The sequence below is a fragment of the Pseudoalteromonas byunsanensis genome (genome assembly GCF_001854475.1).
Lineage (GTDB): Bacteria > Pseudomonadota > Gammaproteobacteria > Enterobacterales > Alteromonadaceae > Pseudoalteromonas > Pseudoalteromonas byunsanensis.
The window spans coordinates 1-24,312 of the sequence record NZ_MNAN01000027.1 but is presented as its reverse complement, the minus strand read 5'-3'; the positions used below and the strand labels follow the sequence as shown (position 1 = coordinate 24,312).

Annotated in this window: 22 protein-coding genes; 13 read left to right on the top strand and 9 right to left on the bottom strand. The window is 42.3% G+C overall.

Annotated elements, in window-relative coordinates:
- Nucleotides 1–1,026, bottom strand: a complete 1,026-nt coding sequence (locus BIW53_RS06065) for a polysaccharide deacetylase family protein (protein ID WP_070990982.1) — start codon at nucleotides 1,024–1,026, stop codon at nucleotides 1–3.
- Here BIW53_RS06065 and BIW53_RS06060 point away from each other — a divergent pair.
- Nucleotides 1,006–2,337 (top strand): MATE family efflux transporter, encoded by a 1,332-nt coding sequence (locus BIW53_RS06060; RefSeq protein ID WP_175442098.1) that lies wholly within the window; start codon nucleotides 1,006–1,008, stop codon nucleotides 2,335–2,337. The two genes, BIW53_RS06065 and BIW53_RS06060, sit on opposite strands and share 21 nt — an antisense overlap.
- On the opposite strand, the gene BIW53_RS06055 is transcribed toward BIW53_RS06060, so the two are convergent.
- Nucleotides 2,282–2,557: a hypothetical protein gene (locus BIW53_RS06055; RefSeq protein ID WP_070990981.1), complete on the bottom strand. Its 276-nt coding sequence runs from the start codon at nucleotides 2,555–2,557 to the stop codon at nucleotides 2,282–2,284. The genes BIW53_RS06060 and BIW53_RS06055 overlap by 56 nt on opposite strands.
- Before the next feature lie 3 nt (nucleotides 2,558–2,560).
- Nucleotides 2,561–3,136, bottom strand: a complete 576-nt coding sequence (gene nfuA, locus BIW53_RS06050) for a Fe-S biogenesis protein NfuA (RefSeq protein ID WP_070990980.1) — start codon at nucleotides 3,134–3,136, stop codon at nucleotides 2,561–2,563.
- A gap of 149 nt (nucleotides 3,137–3,285) precedes the next feature.
- Here nfuA and BIW53_RS06045 point away from each other — a divergent pair, with 149 nt between their 5' ends.
- The gene (locus BIW53_RS06045; protein WP_070990979.1) at nucleotides 3,286–5,817 is read left to right on the top strand and encodes a M14 metallopeptidase family protein; all 2,532 of its coding nucleotides are present in this window, start codon (nucleotides 3,286–3,288) and stop codon (nucleotides 5,815–5,817) included.
- Here the strand turns inward: BIW53_RS06045 and BIW53_RS06040 are convergent.
- Entirely contained in the window at nucleotides 5,803–6,348 is a 546-nt protein-coding gene (locus BIW53_RS06040; RefSeq protein WP_217495704.1) for a ComF family protein, read from the bottom strand. The genes BIW53_RS06045 and BIW53_RS06040 overlap by 15 nt on opposite strands.
- Before the next feature lie 201 nt (nucleotides 6,349–6,549).
- Here BIW53_RS06040 and bioH point away from each other — a divergent pair, with 201 nt between their 5' ends.
- The 3 genes from bioH to BIW53_RS06025 all read left to right on the top strand — a co-directional run bounded on the left by bioH (nucleotide 6,550) and on the right by BIW53_RS06025 (nucleotide 8,625).
- Nucleotides 6,550–7,287, top strand: a complete 738-nt coding sequence (bioH, locus tag BIW53_RS06035) for a pimeloyl-ACP methyl ester esterase BioH (protein ID WP_070990977.1) — start codon at nucleotides 6,550–6,552, stop codon at nucleotides 7,285–7,287.
- A 101-nt stretch (nucleotides 7,288–7,388) separates the two neighbouring features.
- A complete protein-coding gene (locus BIW53_RS06030; RefSeq protein ID WP_070990976.1) occupies nucleotides 7,389–7,697 on the top strand; it encodes a hypothetical protein in 309 nt (102 codons plus the stop codon).
- A 16-nt stretch (nucleotides 7,698–7,713) separates the two neighbouring features.
- The gene (locus tag BIW53_RS06025; RefSeq protein ID WP_070990975.1) at nucleotides 7,714–8,625 is read left to right on the top strand and encodes a putative metalloprotease CJM1_0395 family protein; all 912 of its coding nucleotides are present in this window, start codon (nucleotides 7,714–7,716) and stop codon (nucleotides 8,623–8,625) included.
- A gap of 45 nt (nucleotides 8,626–8,670) precedes the next feature.
- On the opposite strand, the gene BIW53_RS06020 is transcribed toward BIW53_RS06025, so the two are convergent.
- Nucleotides 8,671–10,989, bottom strand: a complete 2,319-nt coding sequence (locus tag BIW53_RS06020) for a Tex family protein (protein ID WP_070990974.1) — start codon at nucleotides 10,987–10,989, stop codon at nucleotides 8,671–8,673.
- 94 nt (nucleotides 10,990–11,083) lie between these two features.
- On the bottom strand, nucleotides 11,084–11,557 hold the full coding sequence (gene greB, locus BIW53_RS06015) for a transcription elongation factor GreB (protein ID WP_070990973.1): 474 nt from the start codon (nucleotides 11,555–11,557) through the stop codon (nucleotides 11,084–11,086).
- A gap of 186 nt (nucleotides 11,558–11,743) precedes the next feature.
- Here greB and ompR point away from each other — a divergent pair, with 186 nt between their 5' ends.
- Genes ompR through BIW53_RS06000 form a run of 3 tightly spaced genes read left to right on the top strand, consistent with a single transcriptional unit; the run spans nucleotide 11,744 to nucleotide 14,555 of the window.
- Nucleotides 11,744–12,463: an osmolarity response regulator transcription factor OmpR gene (gene ompR / locus BIW53_RS06010; protein WP_070986160.1), complete on the top strand. Its 720-nt coding sequence runs from the start codon at nucleotides 11,744–11,746 to the stop codon at nucleotides 12,461–12,463.
- Nucleotides 12,464–12,472: 9 nt separating this feature from the next.
- Nucleotides 12,473–13,777 (top strand): two-component system sensor histidine kinase EnvZ, encoded by a 1,305-nt coding sequence (gene envZ, locus BIW53_RS06005; RefSeq protein WP_070990972.1) that lies wholly within the window; start codon nucleotides 12,473–12,475, stop codon nucleotides 13,775–13,777.
- 19 nt (nucleotides 13,778–13,796) lie between these two features.
- The gene (locus BIW53_RS06000) at nucleotides 13,797–14,555 is read left to right on the top strand and encodes a Rossmann-fold NAD(P)-binding domain-containing protein (protein ID WP_070990971.1); all 759 of its coding nucleotides are present in this window, start codon (nucleotides 13,797–13,799) and stop codon (nucleotides 14,553–14,555) included.
- 54 nt (nucleotides 14,556–14,609) lie between these two features.
- Here the strand turns inward: BIW53_RS06000 and hutC are convergent, their stop codons facing one another.
- Nucleotides 14,610–15,329 (bottom strand): histidine utilization transcriptional repressor HutC, encoded by a 720-nt coding sequence (hutC, locus tag BIW53_RS05995; RefSeq protein WP_070990970.1) that lies wholly within the window; start codon nucleotides 15,327–15,329, stop codon nucleotides 14,610–14,612.
- A gap of 104 nt (nucleotides 15,330–15,433) precedes the next feature.
- Here hutC and hutI point away from each other — a divergent pair, with 104 nt between their 5' ends.
- Together hutI and BIW53_RS05985 are read left to right on the top strand one after the other, a co-directional pair.
- Nucleotides 15,434–16,663: an imidazolonepropionase gene (hutI, locus tag BIW53_RS05990; protein WP_070990969.1), complete on the top strand. Its 1,230-nt coding sequence runs from the start codon at nucleotides 15,434–15,436 to the stop codon at nucleotides 16,661–16,663.
- Between the two features lie 20 nt (nucleotides 16,664–16,683).
- Nucleotides 16,684–18,447 (top strand): GGDEF domain-containing phosphodiesterase, encoded by a 1,764-nt coding sequence (locus tag BIW53_RS05985; RefSeq protein WP_084228087.1) that lies wholly within the window; start codon nucleotides 16,684–16,686, stop codon nucleotides 18,445–18,447.
- Here the strand turns inward: BIW53_RS05985 and BIW53_RS05980 are convergent, their stop codons facing one another.
- Both BIW53_RS05980 and rraA read right to left on the bottom strand, forming a co-directional pair.
- The gene (locus BIW53_RS05980; RefSeq protein WP_070990968.1) at nucleotides 18,448–19,497 is read right to left on the bottom strand and encodes a formimidoylglutamase; all 1,050 of its coding nucleotides are present in this window, start codon (nucleotides 19,495–19,497) and stop codon (nucleotides 18,448–18,450) included.
- Nucleotides 19,498–19,503: 6 nt separating this feature from the next.
- Nucleotides 19,504–20,004 carry a ribonuclease E activity regulator RraA gene (gene rraA / locus BIW53_RS05975; protein ID WP_070990967.1) on the bottom strand — a complete coding sequence of 167 codons (501 nt, stop codon included), beginning with the start codon at nucleotides 20,002–20,004 and terminating at the stop codon, nucleotides 19,504–19,506.
- A gap of 164 nt (nucleotides 20,005–20,168) precedes the next feature.
- Here rraA and BIW53_RS05970 point away from each other — a divergent pair, with 164 nt between their 5' ends.
- From BIW53_RS05970 to BIW53_RS05960, 3 genes are all read left to right on the top strand, one after another.
- On the top strand, nucleotides 20,169–20,690 hold the full coding sequence (locus BIW53_RS05970; protein WP_070990966.1) for a phosphatase PAP2 family protein: 522 nt from the start codon (nucleotides 20,169–20,171) through the stop codon (nucleotides 20,688–20,690).
- Nucleotides 20,687–21,739, top strand: coding sequence for an MJ1255/VC2487 family glycosyltransferase (locus BIW53_RS05965; RefSeq protein ID WP_070990965.1), 1,053 nt, complete (start codon nucleotides 20,687–20,689; stop codon nucleotides 21,737–21,739). The genes BIW53_RS05970 and BIW53_RS05965 overlap by 4 nt, the downstream gene beginning before the upstream one ends.
- A 116-nt stretch (nucleotides 21,740–21,855) precedes the next feature.
- Nucleotides 21,856–23,736, top strand: a complete 1,881-nt coding sequence (locus BIW53_RS05960) for a methyl-accepting chemotaxis protein (RefSeq protein ID WP_070990964.1) — start codon at nucleotides 21,856–21,858, stop codon at nucleotides 23,734–23,736.
- The last annotated feature ends 576 nt before the right edge of the window (nucleotides 23,737–24,312 follow it).

Genomic DNA, 24,312 nt, shown 5'->3' with positions numbered 1-24,312 from the left:
TCAGTTAATTACCCAAGGCTGAGAGAACCAAAAGAATTTTCCAGGTTGTCCTTCTACTGGTGCGGTACAATTATATCGTGAGCGCCCTTTAGGTAAACTTTTTACCGCTGTGATGCGCACTTGTTTGTCACTTAACCACTTAACATCACCTTGTCCTTGCCCTGATACATAGCACGTAAACAGCTTAGAGTTGAAGTTAACCTTTTTAAAATTGATAAGTAATGTCGGCTGCTGATTGCCCGTCACCGAATCGTCATAGCTAAGCTCTGCTATGGCAAAAGGTTGAGAATTTAGTTTTACTTTCAGCGTGTCGAGTTTACTGTAAACGCCAGATGCGGGAAAACGAGGAATACGTGTGAAATCAGAGTCTATGCCTACTGCGCCAGAATGTTGGCCAATGCCAATAAACCCGAGCGATTTAACCAGCATTCTTAATTCATTATTAAATTCACCATACGGGTATGCCAGTAGTTTTGCATGGTGACCTATTTCTTCTTTTATTCGTTGCTCCGACCAAGAGATATCCTGACTAACCCTTGCTTTCCACTGTTCTAAACTTTCGTTTGGTTGCCTTTTATGCAGATAGTCATGTTTGGCACTATGATTGGCGATGAGCGCGCCTTTGGATGCTAATTGTTTCAGTTGCGACCAGGTCATAACGTAGCTTTGTTGCTCGTCAATCAGCTTCGGATTCACAAAAATGGTGTAGGGGAAGCTAAACTCTGCCAAAATTGGCGCCGCTTGTTCGATGTTATTGTCATATCCGTCATCAAAGGTGATGGCAACCGTCTTTGCTGGTAAGGTATCGCCTTTGCGTAGAGACTCAACTAGTTCGTCTAGAGGTATCACCTTGAACTGAGAGTCTCTTAGGTAGCTTAAATGTGCTCTAAATTGCTCGGCACTTAAAGAAGTAACAGCAGGCAGCTTTTCGCTCACATGGTGATACTGTAAGATCACCGCCGCTGAAACACATTTCATATTTATCAACAGCAACGCGGACAATAAATGAAGAATTTTTTTAGCCATTATAAATCTTACCACCTGAGTTTATTGTTTTTGGCTGGGCCAATGATTTTATCAAACATCTCTGTTCCCCTGCTAGGTTTGGTTGATACCGCCGTCATTGGTCACTTATCATCCGCGCATTATCTTGCTGGTATTGCGCTGGGCGCAAGTAGCATTGCGGTATTGTTCTGGCTGGCCAGCTTTCTCAGAATGAGTACAACTGGCGTGATAGCACAAGCTCTTGGTTGTAAAGATACTAACAGGCTAAGAATGCTGTTTCAAAGTAGCGTTTTTTTGGCTGTGAGCTTTGCTATTACGTTAATTTTACTACAGCCATTATTGTTGACTGCGATAGCCAAATTGTCGGGCGCATCCGAACAAGTTGTTAATCAAGCGCAATTATACTTTTCAATTAGAATTTATAGCGCGCCGGCAGCATTATGTAATTTGGTGTTATTGGGCTTTATGCTAGGAATGCACTACGGTAAAGGCCCATTTTATCTGGTGTTGTTTACCAATATAGTCAATATCGTGCTCGATATCTTGTTTGTTGTTGTGTTTGAGTGGGGGGTAGCGGGAGCTGCTTGGGCGTCACTGATTGCTGATTATAGTGCTTTGGGATTGGCGCTATGTTTGGTGCGTAAGCTATTTATCAAACACCAGATAGGCTGGCATTGGAAGTTACCGACGATGGCAGAAACTAGCCAATTATTGAGCTTAAACAGAGATATTTTTATACGCTCATTGTTACTACAACTGTGTTTTAGTTTCATGACATTTTATGGCGCGCGTCTTGGTGAAATAACATTGGCAGCCAATGCAGTACTATTAAATTTCTTAATGCTTGTTAGTTTTGCGCTAGATGGTATCGCTTATGCTGCAGAAGCTAAAGTCGGGCACGCGAAAGGAGAACAGAATGAGAGAATTTTGCGACTTTGGGTACGGATCAGTGTGTTTTGGGGGGGCATATTTGCGCTGCTGTACGCATTATTTTTTGCCACTGTTGGGACGCAACTTATTCAGTTGCTCACAGATATACCAGAAGTGGTGGCCCATGCGCAGATGTATTTGCCTTGGTTGACTCTCTTGCCAGTCGTAGCAATGGGGTGCTTCATCTTTGATGGTGTGTTTGTCGGTTTAACAAGGGCCAAGGCCATGAGAAATAGTATGTTATTCTCAGCAGGTTTGGGCTTTTTTCTACCATTTGTACTGACTATGTCATGGCAAAATCATGGTTTGTGGTTTGCCATGAGTTGCTTTATGGCATTGAGAGGAGCTACTTTGGTCTATCGTTATCATCAACTTTGTCGCCAGGGTACATTGTTACAATAACCTGAGAGAAGCGATTTGCAAAAATCCCCAGATAACCCCAAAGCGCAAAGAATAATGCGGGGATCATAATTATCAAACCAACTAGTTGCACAACAGGCTGGTAGTAGTAGCCATAGGCAATGGCTGCGACAGCGCAGCCAAACAAAATAATGCCTATTAAAAAACGTTTAAGGCTAACTTTCGGTTGTTGCCCTAGACGATAGATGTACTGTTTAAGCATGATTTAATAATATGAGTGCTCACCAGATTGATGTTCTGTGATATCTCTCACGCCAGTGATCTCCTCAAACTTGGCGATCATTTCCTTTTCAATACCTTCTTTTAGCGTTACATCAATCATGGAACAACCGTTACACCCACCGCCAAACTGCACCACTGCAACACCATCAGCTGTGATCTCTACCAGACTCACTTGACCACCATGGTTAGCCAATTGCGGGTTTACTTCGGTTGTTAGCATGTGTTCGACTTGCTCATGCAATGAGGCATTCTCACTTAACTTTTTCGCTTTAGCGTTTGGCGCTTTTAAGGTTAACTGTGTACCCATATTGTCGGTGACGAAGTCAATTTCAGCGTCTTCTAAAAATGGTGCGCTTTCTTGATCTACTACGGCATCAAAGCCATTGAATGGTAAACGAATATCAGTTTCTTCCACCGCATCAGCCGGGCAGTATGAAACACCACACTCCGCTTGAGATGTACCTGGGTTTACTACAAATACTCGAATGTTAGTGCCTTCAGCTTGATCTGAAAGCAGTTTAGCAAAATGCGTTTGGGCTGATTCTGAAATTGTGATCATAACTCTGACTATACTTGACTAAATTACTCGGTTAATGCCTATGATACTCCCCTCGTCGTATTGTCGCCAGTGTTGAGCGTAAAAATTTGGCAGGGTTTGATGACACCTGCTAGCGTGTGGCTATCCAACGAAGAAAAAGGTTTAATTTTATGCGCTATTCATTGGCTCTGGTAATACTGTTTGTGCAAAGCTTGTTTTTTGCAACAGCAAAGCCACTTGATTATTACTTTCCAGATTCAATTACATTTAATCCAAACATTGCTAAGCCCAGTGAAGTATTGGGCTACGAAGTAGGTCAGTGGCATGTACGTCATGACCAATTGGTACAGTATTTACGAGTGCTTGCTGAACAAAGTGAGCGTATAAATATAGAAACTATCGGATACAGCCACGAGCAACGCCCGCTAATATTGCTAACCATTTCTAACAAAAGCCAGTTAGATAATATAGAAAACATACGCAAGCAACATTTGGCCCGTTTAAGTAATTCTTCTAAAGATAACGGTGGGCCAGCGGTGTTATGGATGGGCTACAGTGTCCATGGGAATGAGCCATCAGGCAGTAATGCTGCAATGTTAGTTGCTTACTATCTAGCTGCGGCTCAAGGGGCTGAGATAGAGCACTTACTTGATAATACAGTTATTCTGTTAGACCCGTCTTTGAATCCTGATGGCCTTGCACGCTTTGCTCAATGGGTAAATAGTAACCGTGGAATGGCATTGTCTGCTGATTCACAACATAGGGAGCATGTTGAAGCATGGCCTTCGGGACGTACTAACCATTATTTATTTGATTTAAACCGCGATTGGTTGTTGTTGCAACACCCTGAATCGAGAGCTCGCATAGCAAAGTTCCATGAATGGAAACCCAATGTACTTACTGACTTTCATGAGATGGGGCCAAATAGCAGTTACTTTTTTCAACCTGGGATCCCGTCACGAACTCATCCGTTAACTCCAAATGGCAATGTCAAGCTCACGAATATGTTGGCAAATTTTCATGCCAAGGCATTAGATGACGAAAATCAATTGTACTTTACTCAAGAAAGTTTTGATGACTTCTATTATGGTAAAGGTTCTACCTATCCGGACATAAATGGGTCCGTGGGTATTTTGTTTGAACAGGCCAGCAGTCGTGGGCATGTTCAGGAGACTATCAATGGCACTTTGCATTTTGCTCAAACAATAAAGAATCAGCTAACAACGAGCTTGTCCACTTTTTCGGGGGTGGTAGAACATAAAGCACAATTGTTAGCCTATCAACAAAGTTTCTACGGTGAGGCTGAAAAGTTAGCGGCAAAAGAAGATTTTTCGGGTTATCTCGTGGCCGCAGATGGTGACGAGCAAAAATTCGCTGAATTTTTAATCTTGCTAAAGCAGCATCAAATTGATGCCTATCCTTTAAAAAGTGATTACAAGACCTTTAAAGCCGGTGATGTATTTATTCCTCTAAAGCAGCCACAATATCGTCTTTTGAAAGCCGCTTTTTCTGAGCAAAAGAACTTCAAAGATAATACATTTTATGACGTATCTGGGTGGACACTACCCCATGCTTTTAATTTACCTTTCGAACCACTTAAAAATACGCGAGCATTAAAGCTTGGAGCTGATGTGTGGCAAAAACCATCGCGAGCGTCGAAAAGCGAGTTAGTGAACGGCTACGCCTTTGGCTTTTCGTGGCAGCAGTTTAATGCGCCTAAAATGCTCAACTTTTTATTAAAAAATGACGTTGAAGCGCGGGTTGCACTGGAGGAGTTCAGTGCTAGTACTACAGCAGGAGTGCTTCAATTCAAAGCGGGTAGTATTGTTATTCCTGCAGGTTTGCAAAAGAACGAAAAGTGGTTAGAACTATTAAATCAGGCGCAAAGTAGGTTTGAGATTGACGTCCACTCTATTCAAAGTGGCCTTACGAGTAACGGAATTGATCTTGGATCGCGCTTTATGCGTCCTGTGCAGTCACCACAAGTGTTGCTGGTGGGCGGTGAAGGAGTAAGCCAGTATGAGTTAGGAGAAATGTGGTATCACTTGGATAGGCACTTAGAACTTGCTCCGAGCGTAGTTGAACAAGCGCGCATATCGCAGATCTCTCTAGAGGACTATAGTCATATTATCTTGGTAGATGGTAATTATTCACAGTTCACTGAGCTGCTGAAAAATAAGTTAAACAACTGGATCAAAAAAGGAGGGGTGATCTGGGGGCACAAGCGTGGAGCGAAGTGGCTGGTGGATAATCAACTACTAAAAGCTCAGAGCATTTCAAGACAAGAAATGTCAGAGCAATTTGATACTAAACAGTTGCTCTATAAAGACCGAGACCATTTATCTGCGAAGCAGCGTATTGCCGGCGCTATTTTTGCAACTCAAATGGATTTATCTCACCCTTTAAGTTTTGGCTTGCAAAGGGAACTATTACCAGTTTTCAAAAACAGTACTTGGTTGCTTAAGCCTACAGAGCGGCCATTCCTAACCGTTGGACGTTATGCAGATAGTCCACAATTAGCGGGATATACAGCACCTGAGAATGTTACTAAAATTGCAAACAATGCGAGTGTCATCGCCCATCGATTGGGCCGGGGAACAGTGATTGCGATGACAGACAATCCTGTGTTTAGGGGCTATTGGTATGGAACCAGCAAAGTGGTCACAAACGCATTGTTTTTTGGTGGCTTACTTACTGAATAAGGGGGTTAAGGCTGTTACAAACGCCCATACTTCTGCAGCACCGGCTTGTATGCAAGCTTGTGCTGCTTCATCCATTGTACTACCCGTCGTTATAACATCATCTACAATAACGACTTTTTTTCCCTGAAGACTTTGCGCTACGTAGAATGCGCCTTTTATATTGGTACGTCTTTGTTTTCGATTTAATTTGCTTTGTGGTTTGGTTGTTCTTAGGCGCTTTAAAGAGCTACTTATTGGTGCAATGTTTTTTAAAGCTGTCATCCACGTTTGGGTAACTTGGTTATATCCGCGCCAAAAATACCTTCTGTAAGCCAGTGGCATAATAAGACACAAATCTGGTACGAAGTGACTGGTTTGGCAAAACTGTTGTATTTGGTGAGAGATCAGCTGTTGTAAAACGCTTTTGTGATGTACTTTGCCATGAAATTTATATTCACTGAGCCAAACTTTTAATGCCCCTTGATACCAGCTACAGGCCATTAATCCGTTGCAATGAGGTAAATTCACCAGTCGAGCAATATCTGGTCGCATTAATAGATTATTCTGACTCAATGCAAAGAATGGGAAGTCGATAAGGCAAAACTCACATATTTTTGTCCCATTAGACGTGAAATTTTGACAGCAGACACACTGAGGGGGAAATAGCCACTCCATAACCATACCGAGTCCCTTCGTTACTTTATCTTATTTAGGCGTTATCATATTCCGAAGTTTGGTTTAGGAAGTATAGAAATGCAAAATACCTTGGTGTTTTTACATGGCTGGGGAATGAATAAAGCGGTCTGGCAGGTATGTGCTGAGGAGCTCAGTACTCATTATGACGGAGATATCCAATGTTTAAACCTCCCCGGGTTTGGTGGAGCTGATATCCCAGAGGGTGAGTATACTTTAGCGTCTGTAGCAAGCATGTTAGCAAAACAGATTCAACCAAACAGCATTTTAGTTGCATGGTCTTTGGGTGGACTAGTTGCACTATACTTGGCAAAACACTTTCCTGAAAAAGTATCAAAATTAGTTATGTTGGCATCTTCGCCATACTTTGTCGAAAGTACTGATTGGGCGGGTATAAAAGCGCATGTTCTGGATGATTTCAAGCAGCAGCTTAGCCTGGATAGTGCAAAGACAATAGAACGATTTCTGGCTATTCAAGCAATGGGAAGTGAACATGCTAAAGAAGATATCAAGCAACTCAAAGCTTTACTGAGACAGCAACCGCAGGCAAATGAGGTAGCCTTAAATGCGGGTTTAGACATGCTAAAAAATCAAGACTTAAGACAAATATTTAGCCAGTTGAGGCAGCCCGTTTATGGCTTCTTTGGTCGTTTGGATGCGTTAGTTCCTAAGAACGTGGGCAGCAAAATGGCGCGATTGAATTCTAATTTTAAGTATGAAGTTGTCCAAAAAGCATCACATGCTCCTTTTATCTCACACCGAGCAGAATTTATATCTTACCTAAAATCAATACTTTAAAAATAGCGCTTTAGGATGGTGGAAGTTTTATTTAATCATACTTTATTTTTACTGTTTTTTGCGCAATAATTAACCATGTGTATTTGAATCGAGAGTTGCGTATGCCAATAGGTGATGTGTTAAACACAGGTTTAGAAGGGTTCAACCGAGCAAGTCAAGGGGTTGAGCGGGCCACGGCTGAGATAAACCGTGCTACTGTCCAAACACAAACGGATGAGCAGCAAGCGCAGCAACGTCAATTACAGGCAGCTGGAAGTGATGAAGCCGCTACAGCGCCCGTATCTCAGCCTGCAAAACTAAATGAGTCATTAGTGAACCTTAAGGTAGAAGAGTTTAACGCGAAAGCAAATACTCAGACGATTCGTACAGCAGATGAAGTATTAGGTACTTTGGTAGATATTAAAGTTTAGTAGCCCTAGATATGTTATGAACATAGTAACGCCTCCACCGGCGATGAACCTCAACACAGCAAACGTTTATACCGAGACGGTTAAGCGTGACAATCAGCTGCGTGAAATAATTCCTAAAGCTCCTCCTTCTGCAGCTAGTTTTACAGAGAACAAGCCTGCTAATGAAGGTGACAAAACTAAGGCAAATTCGCCTGACGAATCTTCTTTGTACACAAATAACGGTCAGTTGGCTAAAAACAAAACCATAGAAGAGAAAGAGCAACAAGGACAACAGCAAGGTCAGCAGCAGGGTAGCGACAAGGAAGAGAAGCAAGATTCTCGCTCAGAGAGTGAGGAAAAAGCGCAGCAACAAGAGATCCAAGAGCTTAAATCGAGAGACCAAGAGGTCCGCTTGCATGAGCAAGCACATGCTCGTGTTGGTGGTCAGTATGCTGGTTCACCAAACTATGAGTATCAGCGTGGTCCTGATGGTAATAACTATGCCGTTGGTGGTGAGGTGATGATTGATGTTGCTGAGGTTCCTGGGGATCCAAAGCAAACTATCGACAAAATGCAAACGGTTAGGGCTGCGGCATTAGCACCTGCAGAACCATCTGGCGCTGACCGAGCTATCGCGGCTGATGCAACTCAGAAAATATCTGCCGCACAAGCCGAGCTCGCTAAACAACAGATCAGTGGCGACGATGGTGAACAAGATTCTGCGAATGGCATTGGAACGTATCAAACCAGACGTCTGAAAGATGAGGATGAAGAGGACACTCCAGTCCAACGCGAACGAGCAGCGCTCAGAGATGATGCGGATCCATATGCGGTTGCGTTACCAATTGAACGAGATCCACAGATTCAAGCTAGAGCACTTCGGATAAACAATTTTTATCAACATATAGCATCACCTGATACGCCAGCTTCGTTGTCGCTTCGGGTATAGCTTCTAAACTAAAAAAGCCGCATCATGAGATGCGGCTTTTTTTATTTATTTTTTCAACTTAGCGAAGGCTTCTGCAAAAGCATTACCCATCGCTGCATTACCTGCGTCACGCTTGGGCTTTGGCTTGTTGGCCGCTTTAGTATGTGTTGCTTTCTTCTGCGGAGCATTCTGTTGAGCTGCTTTTTGAGTATTGTGAACATCATCATCTAAGCGCATGGTAAAGCTAATGCGTTTTCGAGGAGCATCTACCTCAATGACTTTTACTTTCACAATATCACCAGCTTTCACCACTTCTCTTGGATCGGAGATAAATTTATTGGTGATAGCGGAGATGTGGACGAGGCCATCTTGATGTACGCCCACGTCAACAAATGCGCCAAAATTAGCAACATTAGAAACGACTCCCTCCAAGATCATGCCAACTTCCAAATCGTTAATGGTCTCGACACCTGCTTTAAAAGTAGCGGTTTTAAACTCGGGACGCGGGTCTCGTCCGGGCTTATCTAACTCTTTAATAATGTCAGTTACTGTTGGTAAACCAAATGTGTCGCTAGTAAAGTCGTTTGCAACTAGAGAGTTAAGTAACTCCGTATTACCGATCAATGTTGTGACAGGAATTTGCTTTGCTTCGCAAATTTGCTTTACAACCGGATATGCCTCTGGGTGTACTGCTGAGCTATCCAGTGGATCTTTACCATTTAAGATGCGTAAAAAGCCTGCGGCTTGCTCAAATGCTTTAGGCCCAAGGCGCTCGACTTTTTTGAGCTGACTGCGGCTGGTGAATGAGCCATTTTCATCACGATATTTTACGATGTTAGTTGCAAGTGTTCTATTTAACCCAGACACTCGAGTGAGCAAAGGAACTGAGGCGGTATTTACATCCACACCTACCGAGTTTACACAGTCCTCAACTACTGTAGTTAGACTTTGGCCCAATTGGCTTTGCGAAACATCATGTTGGTATTGGCCAACACCGATTGACTTGGGCTCAATTTTTACCAATTCAGCAAGAGGATCTTGTAAGCGACGTGCAATAGAGACCGCTCCACGTAATGAGACATCTAAATCTGGAAATTCATTTGCAGCGAACTCTGAAGCTGAATACACCGATGCCCCAGCTTCGCTGACCATGATTTTGCTAAGTTTCAACTCAGCTGCACTCTTAAGCAGTTCTGCGACAAGTTTATCTGTTTCCCTAGAAGCTGTACCGTTACCAATCGCAATGAGTTGAACTTTGTGCTGACGGCATACTTGTTCTAATGTACGTAAAGACTTATCCCAATGGTTTTGTGGGGCGTGTGGGTAGATGGTACTCGTTGCTAACAGTTTTCCTGTAGCATCAACTACCGCGACTTTACAACCTGTACGTAAGCCAGGGTCAATACCCATGGTGACACGGGGACCTGCGGGAGCAGCCATAAGTAGGTCTTTTAGATTTTTAGCAAAGACATCAATGGCGTCTGTTTCAGCACTTTCACGCAATGAACCTAAAAATTCGTTTTCTAAGTGCAGAGCGAGTTTTACTTTCCAAGCCCATTGTACAACGTTCATGAGCCATTGACTTGCGCTGGCATCACGTACATTGAGTTGGTAATGATCCGCAATCATTTGTGCACAGAACTGTTGCGCGTCTTCCACTTCTGGCTCTGGGTTTATGGATAATTGAAGTACGCCTTCGTTACGTGCTCTGAGCATGGCAAGTGCTCTATGCGAAGGGACTTTCAGTAACTTTTCACTATGCTCGAAATAATCACGGTATTTACTGCCTGCTTCTTCTTTGCCTGCGATTACTTTAGCTTCAAGCTGACCATTTTGTTTGATGTGGCGACGAAACTTAGCGAGCAGCTTAGCATCTTCGGCAAATCGTTCCATCAGAATAAATTTTGCGCCATCAAGGGCCGCTTTGGTATCTTCTATACCTTGCTCTTTATTTATAAACTGTTGAGCTTCGTTTTGGGGGTCTAACGTGTGATCGTTAAATAACGCATCAGCAAGAGGCTCTAAGCCTGCTTCAATCGCAATCTGTCCCTTTGTTCTGCGCTTAGGCTTATAGGGAAGGTATAGATCTTCCAACTCAGTTTTACTTTGAGCTTCGTTGATATCAGCAGTTAATGAATCCGTCAATTTCCCCTGCTCAGCAATGGTATTGAGTATAAAGCTGCGGCGCTCTTCTAATTCGCGTAGATAGCTTAGTCGCTGTTCAAGTAGACGTAATTGGGTATCATCAAGTCCACCAGTGACCTCTTTACGATAACGTGCGATAAAGGGGACCGTTGCTCCTTCGTCAAGTAACGCGGTTGCCGCGATAACCTGATGCTCTTTGGCGTTTAGCTCTTGTGCTAAACGAGCCGAGATGTTGCTCATGCAAAATCCTTATAAAGTTCAGTTACATACGCGTTGCCAGCAGGCGTAAGCGCAAATAAATCAAATCATACCATAGCCACATTGAATAAGAAGCTTAGATACAATATTCAATACTGTTTATAAACCAGGTTTTTTCTCCCTCTGGAGTATGGACACTAAATTCATCGTCCACCTGTTTTCCAAGTAAGGCGCGTGACATTGGGGCATCAATGGAAATATAGTCTTTACGTTCGTATATCTCGTCAGGACCAACGATTCTAAAGCGCTTAATGTCACCCTGTTCATTCTCTATTTCAACCCAAGCGCCAAAATAGACCTTACCTGCTTGTTGCTCACAATACTCAACAATTTTCAAGTCAGGTAAACGCTTACGCAAGTAGCGTACACGACGGTCTATTTGCCTGAGCAAGCGCTTGTTAAACGTATAATCGGCATTTTCAGAGCGATCTCCTAAACTGGCAGCCCACGAAACTATCTTAGTTATTTCAGGTCTTTTTTCATGCCACAGATGATCATGTTCTTGTTGAAGTTGTCGATAGCCCTCAGGGGTGATCAGGTTGGTTTTCATATTCTGCTATTTATCAGGTTGGTGAACGTAAAATACAGGCCAAATTGTACTTAAGGCGCTTAGTTAATGACAGCCATTATTCAACTTGTAACGTTCGGTAACAAAAGTTCTTATAAGGTATGGTGTCTAGTTAGGCATTTTTCAATTATATTAAGCCAAGGTGTTTAATAACAAGAAGAACATAGTATGGGAAATGAAACTACCAAGGTGCTGGTTGTTGATGACGATATGCGTTTACGCAGTCTTTTAGAACGTTACCTTGTAGAACAAGGGTTTATCGTGCGTACTGCAGCAAATAGCGAGCAGATGGATAGGTTGTTGGAGCGTGAAAATTTTCATTTGATGGTTCTTGATCTAATGTTACCCGGAGAAGATGGGTTGTCGATTTGTCGTCGTTTAAGACAAAAAGAGAATGACATTCCTATTGTGATGCTGACCGCTAAAGGAGACGAAGTAGATCGTATCATCGGGTTAGAATTAGGTGCAGATGATTATATCCCTAAGCCATTCAATCCTAGAGAGCTATTAGCTCGGATCAAAGCTATATTGCGTCGCCGAGCCAAAGAAGTGCCCGGTGCCCCTTCTGCTGAAGAGAATGAAGTTGCGTTTGGCATATTTAAATTAAACTTAGCCACGCGCGAGATGCATAAGGCAGATGAAGTACTGTCCTTGACCAGCGGTGAATTTGCAGTTTTAAAAGCCTTGGTTAGCCACCCTAGAGAGCCTTTAAGTCGAGACAAGTTAATGAATCTGGCACGAGGAAGAGACTACAGTGCGCTTGAACGTAGTATTGATGTGCAAGTGTCTAGGCTTCGTCGCATGATTGAAGAAGATGCAGCCAATCCACGCTACATACAAACAGTATGGGGTCTGGGTTATGTATTCGTTCCAGATGGTCAAAAATAGTTATTGGCTATGAGTCTATTTCCTAGAAGTGCCTTTGGGCAAACGGTGTTTTTTGTCGGGGCACTACTGCTCTTAAACCAGATAGTGTCTTATATTACAGTCACTCTGTATGTTTTTAAGCCCACTTTTGAGCAAGTTAATTTAATGCTCGCCAAGCAAGTTAAAACAGTGTTTATTGATTGGGAGGATGGGGTTGAAGTTAACGATGACCTTTCAAATAAATTCTTTGAAATCACTGGTATAGAGGTGATGACTCAGCGCCAAGCCTATATAAATGGTTTGGATCGAGCGAAAGAGTATAGCTTGCTTTCCAAGAGTATGTCGGAGCAGTTGAATGGTTCGGCGAGAGTGAGGATCAGTCAAGGTGATCCAATTGTATATTGGGTTGAAGCACCACAAGCACCTGGCTACTGGGTTAGAGTACCGTTAACGGGTCTAAGTGAAACCAAATTGGAGTTTTTGGTGTTTTACCTCTCCAGTATTGGTTTTCTAAGTGTGCTCGGTGGCTGGTGGTTTGCGCGTCACTTGAATAGGCCGCTCAAAGCCTTACAAACGGCAGCAGGCCGTGTAGGTGTAGGGGATTTCTCAACCCGTTTAGTTGAAGACGGTTCCACAGAAGTTATTGAAGTTACAAGGGCATTTAATCAAATGTCTAAGGGAATTGCAGAATTAGAGAACGATCGCAGACTCCTAATGGCTGGTGTCTCTCATGATCTGCGTACGCCGCTTACCCGTATTCGCTTAGCTACTGAGATGATGGCCGATGAAGAAGATTATTTAAAAGAAGGGATCATCGCAGACATAGAAGATATGAACGCCATCATTGACCAGTTCATTGAGTATCTACGTCATCATCATAGTGGGCAAATGACCGCTGAAGATATTAATGCGCTGATTGAAGATGTTGTTCAGGCTGAGAAAAAACACAAACGCACAATAAGGTTTACTCAAGCTGACAGTGTACCTCCTGTGCTTATGAATACGGTAGCTCTCAAGCGCGTGGTGACCAATATGATAGAAAATGCTATTCGTTATTCTGATGCCGCAATAGAAGTTAGTACGCACTACAGTACTAAGGATAAGGAAGTGACAATCAAAGTTAAAGACAGAGGTCCGGGTATCCCTGAGTCAGAGCTTGAAAGTGTATTTGAACCTTTTAAGCAAGGGGATCAAGCGCGAGGCAGTGAGGGAAGCGGTCTGGGTCTAGCAATAATTAAGCGTATCGTAACCACTCATGGCGGTAAAGTTCGCTTAAGAAACAGAGCTGAAGGCGGTTTAAGTGCTGAAGTTGTGTTACCTACTACAAAAAACTAATTAAGGTTAAAGCATTTCTATGAACAAACTAGTAGTACTTGGGGCTGGTTGGTTAGGTAAGCCGTTATGCTTGCAAGCGATAGCTCGAGGATGGCAGGTGGAAGGTACGCGGACGCAACCTGTTCAGGAAAGTGGATTTGAGCGAAAGTTGCATCTAAACGCAGGGGTTATACAGCATAGTATTACACTTCGTGATGCATGGTGGGTATGCGCGATCCCACCAAGAGCTCGCAGTGAAGAAAGTACTTATTTAGAAACGCTTGAAAAGTCTTTGCTGTTAAGTAAACAACTTGACTGTAAAGGTTTTTTGTTATGTTCAAGTACGGGCGTTTATAGTGATGACAGCGGGTGTTACAGTGAACAGAACGAGACAAGCATTGCCTCATCAAGACAGCGTATACTGGTCAACGCTGAGCAGCAGGTTTTGAACCAAAGTGGAAAGGTGCTCAGACTTGCAGGTTTAGTTGGAGAGGGCAGGGAACCTGGACGATTTGTTTCAGGCAAGCAGTTGCGAAGCTCGTCCCAAGGTAGCGTCAATATGGTCCATCAGCAAGATGTTATCAATGCTATATTCACCGTACTTAACAGTTGGAGTGAAGCGAAGAATATCTATAATATTTGCCACCCATCTCACCCGAGCCGCCAAGCGTATTATCAGCAAAAATGTCATCAGTTAGGTACTGCTACTCCGACCTTTGCAAGTGATGAGAAAGTAGAGCGGGTGATAAATGGGGCGGCAATTTGTCAGCTAGGTTTTCATTACCAACATGAAATATAAACAACCTTGATATTAATGAACTATACGAGGAGGTTTTTACCTTCCTCGTTATCTCTATTTTTTCTTAAAGGTTAAGTGACCACCTAGGCGGTATTTGCTACCCGGTGAAATGAGGCGAGCGAAACTTACTATTCCAGCAGAACTCCAAGTTCGACGAATTACTTGCAAACAAGGCTCCTCATTAAACAAGCCTAACCATTCACAAACTTCGTTGCTGGGCATAATTGCTTCTACGGTATGTCGAACTTCGGTTAAAGGGGCGACTCGAGATAAATATTCGTGGGGTGTAAAATCGCTAAAGTCTTGTTGCAAATAGTCACTGGCTAAGGTTGGGTTTACAAAACGCTCTTCAACTTGCAGCGGTGTTTCGTTTTCATTATGGATCAACACACTGCGATACACTTGGCTGTCGATCTCTACACCCAGTGCTATTGCGATAGGGGCAACTGCGGCAATGGATTCCAACGATAAAACTGTACATGAATAATGGCCATTTCTTAGTTGTACTTCATCCGCGATGTTCTTTATCTCGAGTAATGACGATTGCGATTTAAAACTCGCAACAAACGTTCCAAGGCCCTGGCTGCGGGTTAGAATACCAGTATCGGTTAATTCACTCAGCGCTCTGCGAGCGGTCATGCGGCTGACTTTAAATTGTTCAGCAAGTTCATTTTCCGAGGGAACTCGCTGGTTTTCTTGCCAAGCACCTGCGCGGATCTCATCAATTATATACTGTTTTATTTGGGCAAATTTAGGTTGTGCGTCCAATACCATAGGTACTTATGCTTCATAATTATAAAATAAAGATGGCACACTTATATTGTATATACAAGTAAGCTTGCTACACTGCTAGCAACTTGATTTTTTCAGAGACTATTATGCTTGATGTAGATTTAGTGATCACCAACGCCACTTTGGCAACAATGGATGCCGATATACCTGCACCTTATGGTTTGATAAAGCAAGGGGCTGTGATGATTAAGGATGGAAATATTGTCTGGCTTGGTACCATGCAAGATATGCCTAAGTTTGATGCTTTGGCAACTCCACTTCATGATGCAAAGGGACAGCTTTTAACTCCTGGTTTGATTGACTGCCATACACATATTCTGTTCTCAGGAAATCGTGCTGCCGAGTTCGAACAACGCTTGAATGGTGTCTCTTATCAACAAATAGCTCAACAAGGAGGAGGGATTGCAAGTACGGTTCGAGCGACCCGTGAAGCTGATGTTGAAACGCTCTTTGTTCTAGGCAAAGAACGACTAAATAGCTTATTGCGTGAAGGAGTGACTACGGTTGAGAGTAAATCTGGATATGGGCTTGATTGTGATAACGAAATTAAACTGTTAAAAGTCAATCAATTGCTCAATGAGCACCATCCAGTTGATGTGCAGAGTACATTTTTAGGAGCGCACGCATTACCACCTGAGTATAAAGGCCGAGCAGATGATTATATAACTCTCGTTTGTGAAGAAATGATGCCACAGGTTGCAAAACAACAACTCGCCGTTGCCGTTGATGTATTTTGTGAAAATGTAGGATTTAGCTATGAGCAAACTAAAAGAGTGTTTACTAAGGCAAAAGAGTTAGGTCTGAAGATAAAATGTCATGCAGAGCAATTATCAAATCAACATGGTAGTGAGCTGGTAGCTGAGTTTTCTGGATTATCAGCTGATCACATAGAGTACTTAGATGAGCCTGGAATTATTGCAATGGCAAAAGCCGGTACGACGGCGGTCGTATTACCAGGGGCATTTTATTTTCTACGCGAAACGCAACTGCCGCCAATAGAATTACTGCGAAAGCATCAAGTACCAATGGCAATAGCAAGTGACTTTAATCCAGGTACAGCACCTTTATGTTCACTTAGACTGATGCTTAATATGGCTTGTACACTATTTAAAATGACACCGCTAGAAACGTTGCAAGGAGTAACGGTTAATGCTGCAAAAGCACTGGGGTTGAACGATCGTGGTGTGCTAAAAGTAGGTAAGCGTGCAGACATCGCGGCGTGGCAAGTGGATCATCCTGCTCAGCTTAGTTATCAATTTGGTGTCAGCGACCTGTCAAATTTGTGGATCTCGGGTAAACTTACTAATTACTCATAGATTATTATTATGGTAAGTGGGTGTTTGTACTAATTTCGACTTGGTTGGCCCCAACTTTTAGTAATGTGAACCTTGGCTTGGTTTCGCTACTTGAGGCTATGTTGCTAGGAGGGATCGGCACTGCGGGCATTATGCTTACTATAGTAGCAAAAGAAGCGCTATTGAAAGGGTTGCATGCAGCCCTTTGTAGCATCACTTTGTTGCTTCTGTCATTGAATATCCCACTGGCAATATATTTACTCGCTATCGTATTTGCTGTTTATTTTATTTATTCTTTGTCTTTCTCATCTCCTTGGCCTGCACGACTTATTGCAATATGTACATGCATATATGCGGTATTACTGTGTGGTTACTTGCTTGCTCAGTGGCCCATAACGCTAACAGCAATAGCTTTATTTCCTATTTATTTTGGCCTTATGTATACGTTAAGTGATGATAGTAACATTACGCAGCTTAACGATAGTGAACAAGAAAAAGGCAACCTTGGGAGTGATCTTGGCTTGCCTGATAGGGCTAGCTTACGTCAATCATATGAAACTCAGCGCAAGTTGGATCCAGGGCCTGCAATATTGGTAGTGATATTCCTTGAAGGGGTAGAGCAGATTAATCGACAGTTAGGACGTGAATTTGGTGATAATTTATTGTCAGAGTCCGCTAATCGCATCAAGCAACAGTTGCACAGTAATGATATCTTTCCTATTCCAAATGGAAATTCAGTATCCAGGTTGGCTCATTTAGGAGGGCTTCACTTTGCGTTTGTGTGCCGTCTCGCTCGTTATGAGCACCTTCATGAACAGCTTATCGATGATATATTGCAATGTACTTTACAGCCCTTTTTTGTTGGTAGCTGTACACTAGAGATCTCAGCAAGGGCTAGCTATGTGCATTGTGATGAGGAATTAGGCCAATTTGATAGTCTCATAGCGTGTGCTTATTTAGCATTAGACAAAATGCCTGGAAGCTCCATTTGTGCCTATCAACAAAGTATGCAAATTTCTCAAATTGATCAGCAAATGAGACTCAGAGAGCTTGCTGATATCGCAATAAATGAGGCATTTGAGGTATATTTTCAACCTGCATTCAACCATCCTAGTGGAGAAATTGCCTATTTGGAGTTGCTGCTACGTTGGCCACATCCTAAGCATGGGCTCTTAAATGCGGACCAGTTTATTGATGATGTCCGCTTGGCTGGGTTAGCAATGTCTGTCGCCCACTTTGTTATAGAGCGGGCCGCTGAAATAGCGATGGCATTAAAAATGGAAGATATTCAGGTGCCTTTGACGGTTAATGTATTTGGACCTGAAATGTTTCGTGATGGCTTCTTAGATTTTATGGAACATGTATTATTAGAGCATTACCTTCAGGCAGGTGAAATTTATTTAGAATACCCATCAGCTTTACTTGAACATATGGATAAGAAAAGCCAAAGTCGTATTGAGGAATTACGTCAGCTTGGGGTTGATGTAGGTATTGATAAATTCGGAGAGTATCCTATCACCTTTAATAGGCTGGCGAACTTGCAAATTGATTATATTAAATTATCGCCGATTTTAACTCAGCTTCCACAGCCACAAGGGTGCGACAAAGTTCTTATTGACATGATAGCTATGCAGCAGCTACGCGGTGTTAAAGTGATTTGCAAAGGAGTGGAAAGCGAACAACAGTTAGTACTTGCCAAAAAGTTGAATTGCGATGCAATACAAGGACATCACTTAGCTTCACCTATGAACACTAAGAATTTGATGAGTTGGTTGCACCAGTGGCATTTGCAACGTAATCGTTAACTAAGCTGCCTTACCTTTTAAATAACTACATACGAGGCCACTTAAAACCTGACCCGCTTCCAGCATTCCTTGGCTTAACCCATGAGGGTGATTGCTTGGAGCTGCTTCACATAAGTGTAAGTAACGTGAGCTGGCCTGTTGCGCCCCCAGATAAACAAAATGTTCGGCATCGCTGACGCTAAATCCGCAGTTTGTGAAAGCGCTAACTGGCATATAGCTGATACTATCAACGTCGACTTCAATTCCTAACGGTACTTTATTTGCGAACCGTTTTAAACCTATCTCACAGGCTTTGGTGAGCGAGTACTTGCGACTTACCAGAATTTCCTGATAGCTGATAAAGCTGAAATTTGCCTTCCTAAGTGCGGTTACGATAGCTTGATTATTTTTCTGCTCGTGTAGGCCTACAACATGATAATCACCTAAGAATGATTGTTTGTACGCATAGTGGAATCCATTACCGCTATGTCTACCTTCAAGCGCTCGAAAATCAGCATGAGGGTCAAAGTTAATCGCGTTACATGGTACACCAGTGGTTTGAGAAAGTGCTTTTAATATGCCATAGCAGTTATTGTGGCCTCCACCAATAATAATAGGCTCAAGCCCTGCTGAAAATATCATGGCTAAAACTTGTGACACTCGGGAGTCTAATTGTTCACACAAGTTTCTTAAAGCACTTAATTGCTCGGGATTTGAGTTGTCCAGTTGGTCGCTAAGTTGTTGGAGATCATCACAATCTATTTCACCTAGTAGGAGCACATTATTTGGTGTCAGAAAGTCATTACATGGGAGGTTTAAAAAACGTTGTAAGAATGCTTGCCATCCAAGGGTTGCGCCACCCTTTCCACAGTTTGCTCTAGGACCAAAGTCTTCGTTTATACCCAATAAAACATACTTAATACCAAACGCAGCTGCATCTTTGAGCGCGGATTCTAATTGTGAATTTGGATCCAAAAAAGTTAGTGCTTGCCAAAAACGTTGTTCATTTGCGCGGGTGCTAGTGAGGCTGGTGATATCAGCCTCACTGTAAACATGTAACCAACTAGCCATACGAGGTTATTCTTGTTCTTCAGGTTCTAATAATAATTCTTCAGCAGATATGATAATGCCAGTGCTATCAGCATATAAGAAATCATCCTCAAAGAATGATACGCCAGCAAAGTTGACTGGAATACCTTGCTCACCCGAGCCTTCGCTGTCAGCTGCAACAGGAATCGAAGCAATGGCCTGAATGCCTATATCACATTCTTCCAGTTCATCAACATGACGCACAGCGCCATACACAACAATGCCTTGCCAATTATTGTCGACAGCGAGCTCAGCGAGATCAATGTCTATCAGTGCGCGTCGTGTGGAGCCACCACCGTCAATTAATAAGACGCAGTCGGTTCCATCTTGCTCCAACATGCTCTGGATAAGCTCGTTATTTTCAAAACACTTAACGGTTTTAATGCGGCCACTAAAAGCTGGTTGTCCCCCAAAGTTGATGAACATAGGTTCGAGCACATCAACCACATCGGCAAAGTGATCACATAAGTCGGAAGTGCTGTAATCCATAACTATTATCCTCTGAAAATAACATTAAGTCAGGCCAGTATACTCGCATATGACGCCTTAGCAATGGTAAACAGTAACTTACATATTAGTGTCTTAAAATTGTCACGGTTTTGTTATTTAGCTCTTCTATTCTGAGTTAATACGCAGCATGTGAGTAAAATGTTATGAAGAGTAAGCTGGCTCAGCTTGATACGGCGTTATATTTTGCAGTTTTTACCCCAAGTCCAACGCATTGGTGGAGGATCATAGCACTAGGATTATCAAAAAGCGGCAATGGCGGATTATATGTCCTCTTGGCGTTGTTATGTGCAGTCTTTCTAGAGCAATTAGGACAGTTATTTGCTTTAACGACGGTGCTAGCGTTCGCAATGGAGCGGCCAATTTACTTTTACGTAAAAAACCGTATTGCCAGAGTACGTCCATGTGATTGTTTTGCACAAAAAGCATTACTAACTCCCAGCGATAAATTTAGTTTGCCATCAGGGCACAGCGCGGGTGCATGGTTATTCGCTACGTGTCTATCTGAGCATTTGCCGATTCTATCGATTCCGCTAGTTATGTGGGCAATTGGCGTGTCGTTATCTCGTGTTGTTGTAGGTGTGCATTACCCATTAGATGTAATTGTTGGTGCATTGATGGGAGTGGGATGTGCAAGTTTGGCGATTGGTATAGTAGGAACGCTATGAAAATATTGTATGGTGTGCAGGGAACTGGAAATGGTCATACAACACGGGCACGTATCATGGCAACATGTTTTGCGGAGCTTGGCGTTGAGGTAGATTATTTTTTCTCAGGGCGAGCACGAGACAAGTATTTTGATATGGGTGTGTTTGGTAATTATCAAAGCAGGAATGGATTGAGTTTTGCTTCTCAAAGTGGACAGATTGATAAGTGGGAAACACTCAAACAACTCAAATTGAGTAATCTATTCAAAGATATCAGACAGCTAAATCTATCTAAATATGATCTTGTGTTTAATGATTTTGAGCCCATCACAGCGTGGGCGGCTAAACTCGCAAAGGTACCTGTTATCGCAATGAGCCACCAAGCGTCGTTTTTATTCCCGGAAGTTCCGTTAGAAGGAGGGGGATTTTTTACTCGTCGTTTACTGAAGCAATTTGCGCCTGCGGATATCCATTTGGGGGTTCATTGGCAGCCTTTTGCTAAAAATATCATCCCACCTTTTATTCCATACGAAGCCCCTGATACTCAATGTCAGTCCATTGCGAATAAAATACTCGTTTACCTTCCTTTTGAGGAGCTGTCAAAGGTTATTGATTTGCTCAGAGACTTCCCTGATAAGGAATTCTATTGTTACCACCCAGATGCTCAGGACCAGTCGTTGTCAAATGTACATTTACGAGCGCCTAGTCGAACTAGTTTTATAAAAGACCTAGCAAATACCAGTGGAATAGTCGCCAATGCTGGTTTTGAACTATCCAGCGAAGCAATGAAATTCGGTAAGAAACTCTTACTAAAGCCGCTCAGTGGTCAATTCGAACAACTTACAAATGCAATAACATTAGAGAATATGGGCAGAGCAAAAGTGATGCATTATTTGAGCTCTAACGCACTAGAGGAATTTCTGGAGTTGCCAATGGCTGGTGTTGTGCATTTCCCAGCTGATCCGGCCCCTTTGGTTCATTGGCTTATAAATCGCCAGTGGCATGATATTGAATCTTTACATAATCAGTTATGGTGGTCAGTAGGCCACACTTCATTCAATGCAGCGTAACCATGATAAGATTGTTCGTTTTTTCGGTAAATTCCATTTAGTGCAATTTTAACAGAAGCGACAAAGAAACATCTCAGCTATACTTTGCCCTAGATTAGCAATAACTAGGTAAAGGTATGGCTTTGTTAGAAAATCTCACTATCAAACGGCGACTACAACTCAACGCATTGGTTGTTGGGGTTGCATTAATTGTAATGTTAGTTGTAATTATTTATGAAGCGAGAACTATGCTTCAGCTCAATAATGGCATTCAGTATTCGAAAGAGTTAGATGCCCATGAGCTGACAATGCGAAAACATGAAAAGAACTTCTTATTCTACAAAGAAGAAACTGCTATAGAGCAATTTGAGCATGAGTACGATGCATTGCAAGCAACTGTTGGGCAGCTGGAGCAAATCTTTGATGATTTTGATATTGATAAAAAGAAACTTATTGAGTTCAAACGTCTAGCTGAACAGTACAATGCTGATTTTCAAAATGTTGTTGAATTACAAAAAGCAATTGGTATACATCCAAAAGATGCATTGTATGGTGAGTTAAGAAGCGCAGTACATGAAGTTGAAACGTTACTCAAAGAGCGGGAAAATTATGAGCTGCTGGCCACTATGCTGCAGCTTCGTCGGGCTGAGAAAGACTTTATGCTTCGTCTTGACTTGAAATACCTATCTAAGTTTACTGATTTAGTGAGTACATTTTCAAAGCAAATTAAAGCGGCTGGCTTTCCAGCTAATTATGAATCGGACTTACTGCGATTATTGTCTGAATATCAGGGGAAGTTTAAAGCACTCGTTGATGCTCAAGTTAAACTTGGTTTACATCTTGATGATGGTGCACTAGGCAAAATGAAGAAAAGTGTTGAGGCGAGTGAAAAGTTAGTACTCGACGTCGTTGAGCTTACAAAACGTGCAATTGAAGAAAGCTCGAGCAGCGTTCAATACATTGCCTTCATTATCTTTGGTGTAGCTGCAGTGTTCGTTATGGTACTCGTTTTATCTACCAGTAACTCAATTATCAGACCTGTAGAGCGTGTTTACCTTACAATTGAGAGAATACGTAGAGAAAATAACTTAGGGCTGACGATAGAGCAAAGTGGTAATGACGAAATTACTATTATGACAAGAGATTTTAATAGCCTTATAAATGACTTTAGAATATTAATTTCGGAGGTAAATAGTGCTTTAAGTACTATTAATGATGCCACTTCCCATTTAACAGAGTCTACAGCCCAGACAAGCGCAGGTATGAACGAGCAGCTTCATGAGGCTGATATGGTTGCTACTGCGGCCACCGAAATGCAAGCGACGATACAAGACATCTCGCACAATACAGAAGCAGCGTCTCAAAAAGCAGAGTCAACCAATGGCAATGCACAGCAGGGTCGTAATGAGGTTGATGCTACGATCAAGCATATAATAGCACTATCAGAATCATTAAGCGGGGCATCTGATGTTGTATCACAGTTAGAAAAAGACGGTGAAACCATCGGTTCAGTTCTTGATGTAATTAGAGGCATAGCGGAGCAAACTAATTTGCTTGCTTTGAATGCTGCAATAGAAGCAGCCCGAGCTGGGGAACAAGGTCGTGGTTTTGCTGTGGTAGCTGATGAAGTTCGATCACTTGCACAGCGCACTCAGGACTCAACACAAGAGATTGAAAGTATTATTTCGACTTTACAACAAAGAACCAGAGAAGTTGTCAATATTATGCAGCAGTGTCGTGATCAGGGAGCTGAAAGTGTTGCGCAGGCGGAGAAAGCTGGAGAGTTACTGAGCATGATAACAGAAGACGTACAAACTATAATGGATATGAGTACGCATATTGCTACAGCAATAGATGAACAGAATCAGGTAGCAAGTGAAGTAAATCAAAATGTGGTTCGTATTAGAGATATCGCACAAGTGGCATCTCAACATGCTAATTCAAACGCGCAAAGCAGTGAGGAAGTTGCGGAGCAGGCTAAAGTCTTACGAGACGCTGTTGCAAAATACAAAGTGTAAATTCATTCCGATAAATAAATGCCGCTATTATATAGCGGCATTTTTTGTGCTGAGATTAGTAAAGTAAGAGGGAAGTTTAAGATTATTGGCGTTTTAGTATATATTTTGTCCGAACAGTCTGTTTTTATCACTTTTCTTCAAAAATCCTTTAAAAAGGGCTTGCGCTTTTTATTCGCCGCCCTATAATGCGACCCCACTGACACGGAGCGCCAAGCAACTTAAGCAAATCGAACTGAGTCAGGGTCGAGTAAAACTTAACTTTAAAGCTTCTCAAGAAACTTAAAAATTAAGTGTTGACAAAAAATAGGGAATGCTTAGAATGCACATCCCTCGAAACGCGAAAGCATTTCGAAACGTTCTTTAAAAATATGAAGCAATCATCTGTGTGGGCACTCGTACAGGTTGAGTTCTAACAGCAGAACTACTTCGGTAGGGACGCAAACAAATTTAGAGTCTCAATGTTTTTTCCTTAAATGGAAAGTGAGTGACCAACAGCAACAAGTTTACTTGTTGCAGCACAGTCAATTCGATATCTCATCTTTTATTAGGTGAATATCAAAAATCAGAATTCATTGA

Bases quoted from the DNA above. Each gene is read 5' to 3' on its own strand.
- BIW53_RS06060 (WP_175442098.1), top strand. From the start codon at position 1,006: ATGAAGAATTTTTTTAGCCATTATAAATCTTACCACCTGAGTTTATTG.
- BIW53_RS06065 (WP_070990982.1), bottom strand. From the start codon at position 1,026: ATGGCTAAAAAAATTCTTCATTTATTGTCCGCGTTGCTGTTGATAAAT.
- BIW53_RS06055 (WP_070990981.1), bottom strand. From the start codon at position 2,557: ATGCTTAAACAGTACATCTATCGTCTAGGGCAACAACCGAAAGTTAGC.
- nfuA (WP_070990980.1), bottom strand. From the start codon at position 3,136: ATGATCACAATTTCAGAATCAGCCCAAACGCATTTTGCTAAACTGCTT.
- BIW53_RS06045 (WP_070990979.1), top strand. From the start codon at position 3,286: ATGCGCTATTCATTGGCTCTGGTAATACTGTTTGTGCAAAGCTTGTTT.
- BIW53_RS06040 (WP_217495704.1), bottom strand. From the start codon at position 6,348: ATGCGACCAGATATTGCTCGACTGGTGAATTTACCTCATTGCAACGGA.
- bioH (WP_070990977.1), top strand. From the start codon at position 6,550: ATGCAAAATACCTTGGTGTTTTTACATGGCTGGGGAATGAATAAAGCG.
- BIW53_RS06030 (WP_070990976.1), top strand. From the start codon at position 7,389: ATGCCAATAGGTGATGTGTTAAACACAGGTTTAGAAGGGTTCAACCGA.
- BIW53_RS06025 (WP_070990975.1), top strand. From the start codon at position 7,714: ATGAACATAGTAACGCCTCCACCGGCGATGAACCTCAACACAGCAAAC.
- BIW53_RS06020 (WP_070990974.1), bottom strand. From the start codon at position 10,989: ATGAGCAACATCTCGGCTCGTTTAGCACAAGAGCTAAACGCCAAAGAG.
- greB (WP_070990973.1), bottom strand. From the start codon at position 11,557: ATGAAAACCAACCTGATCACCCCTGAGGGCTATCGACAACTTCAACAA.
- ompR (WP_070986160.1), top strand. From the start codon at position 11,744: ATGGGAAATGAAACTACCAAGGTGCTGGTTGTTGATGACGATATGCGT.
- envZ (WP_070990972.1), top strand. From the start codon at position 12,473: ATGAGTCTATTTCCTAGAAGTGCCTTTGGGCAAACGGTGTTTTTTGTC.
- BIW53_RS06000 (WP_070990971.1), top strand. From the start codon at position 13,797: ATGAACAAACTAGTAGTACTTGGGGCTGGTTGGTTAGGTAAGCCGTTA.
- hutC (WP_070990970.1), bottom strand. From the start codon at position 15,329: ATGGTATTGGACGCACAACCTAAATTTGCCCAAATAAAACAGTATATA.
- hutI (WP_070990969.1), top strand. From the start codon at position 15,434: ATGCTTGATGTAGATTTAGTGATCACCAACGCCACTTTGGCAACAATG.
- BIW53_RS05980 (WP_070990968.1), bottom strand. From the start codon at position 19,497: ATGGCTAGTTGGTTACATGTTTACAGTGAGGCTGATATCACCAGCCTC.
- rraA (WP_070990967.1), bottom strand. From the start codon at position 20,004: ATGGATTACAGCACTTCCGACTTATGTGATCACTTTGCCGATGTGGTT.
- BIW53_RS05970 (WP_070990966.1), top strand. From the start codon at position 20,169: ATGAAGAGTAAGCTGGCTCAGCTTGATACGGCGTTATATTTTGCAGTT.
- BIW53_RS05965 (WP_070990965.1), top strand. From the start codon at position 20,687: ATGAAAATATTGTATGGTGTGCAGGGAACTGGAAATGGTCATACAACA.
- BIW53_RS05960 (WP_070990964.1), top strand. From the start codon at position 21,856: ATGGCTTTGTTAGAAAATCTCACTATCAAACGGCGACTACAACTCAAC.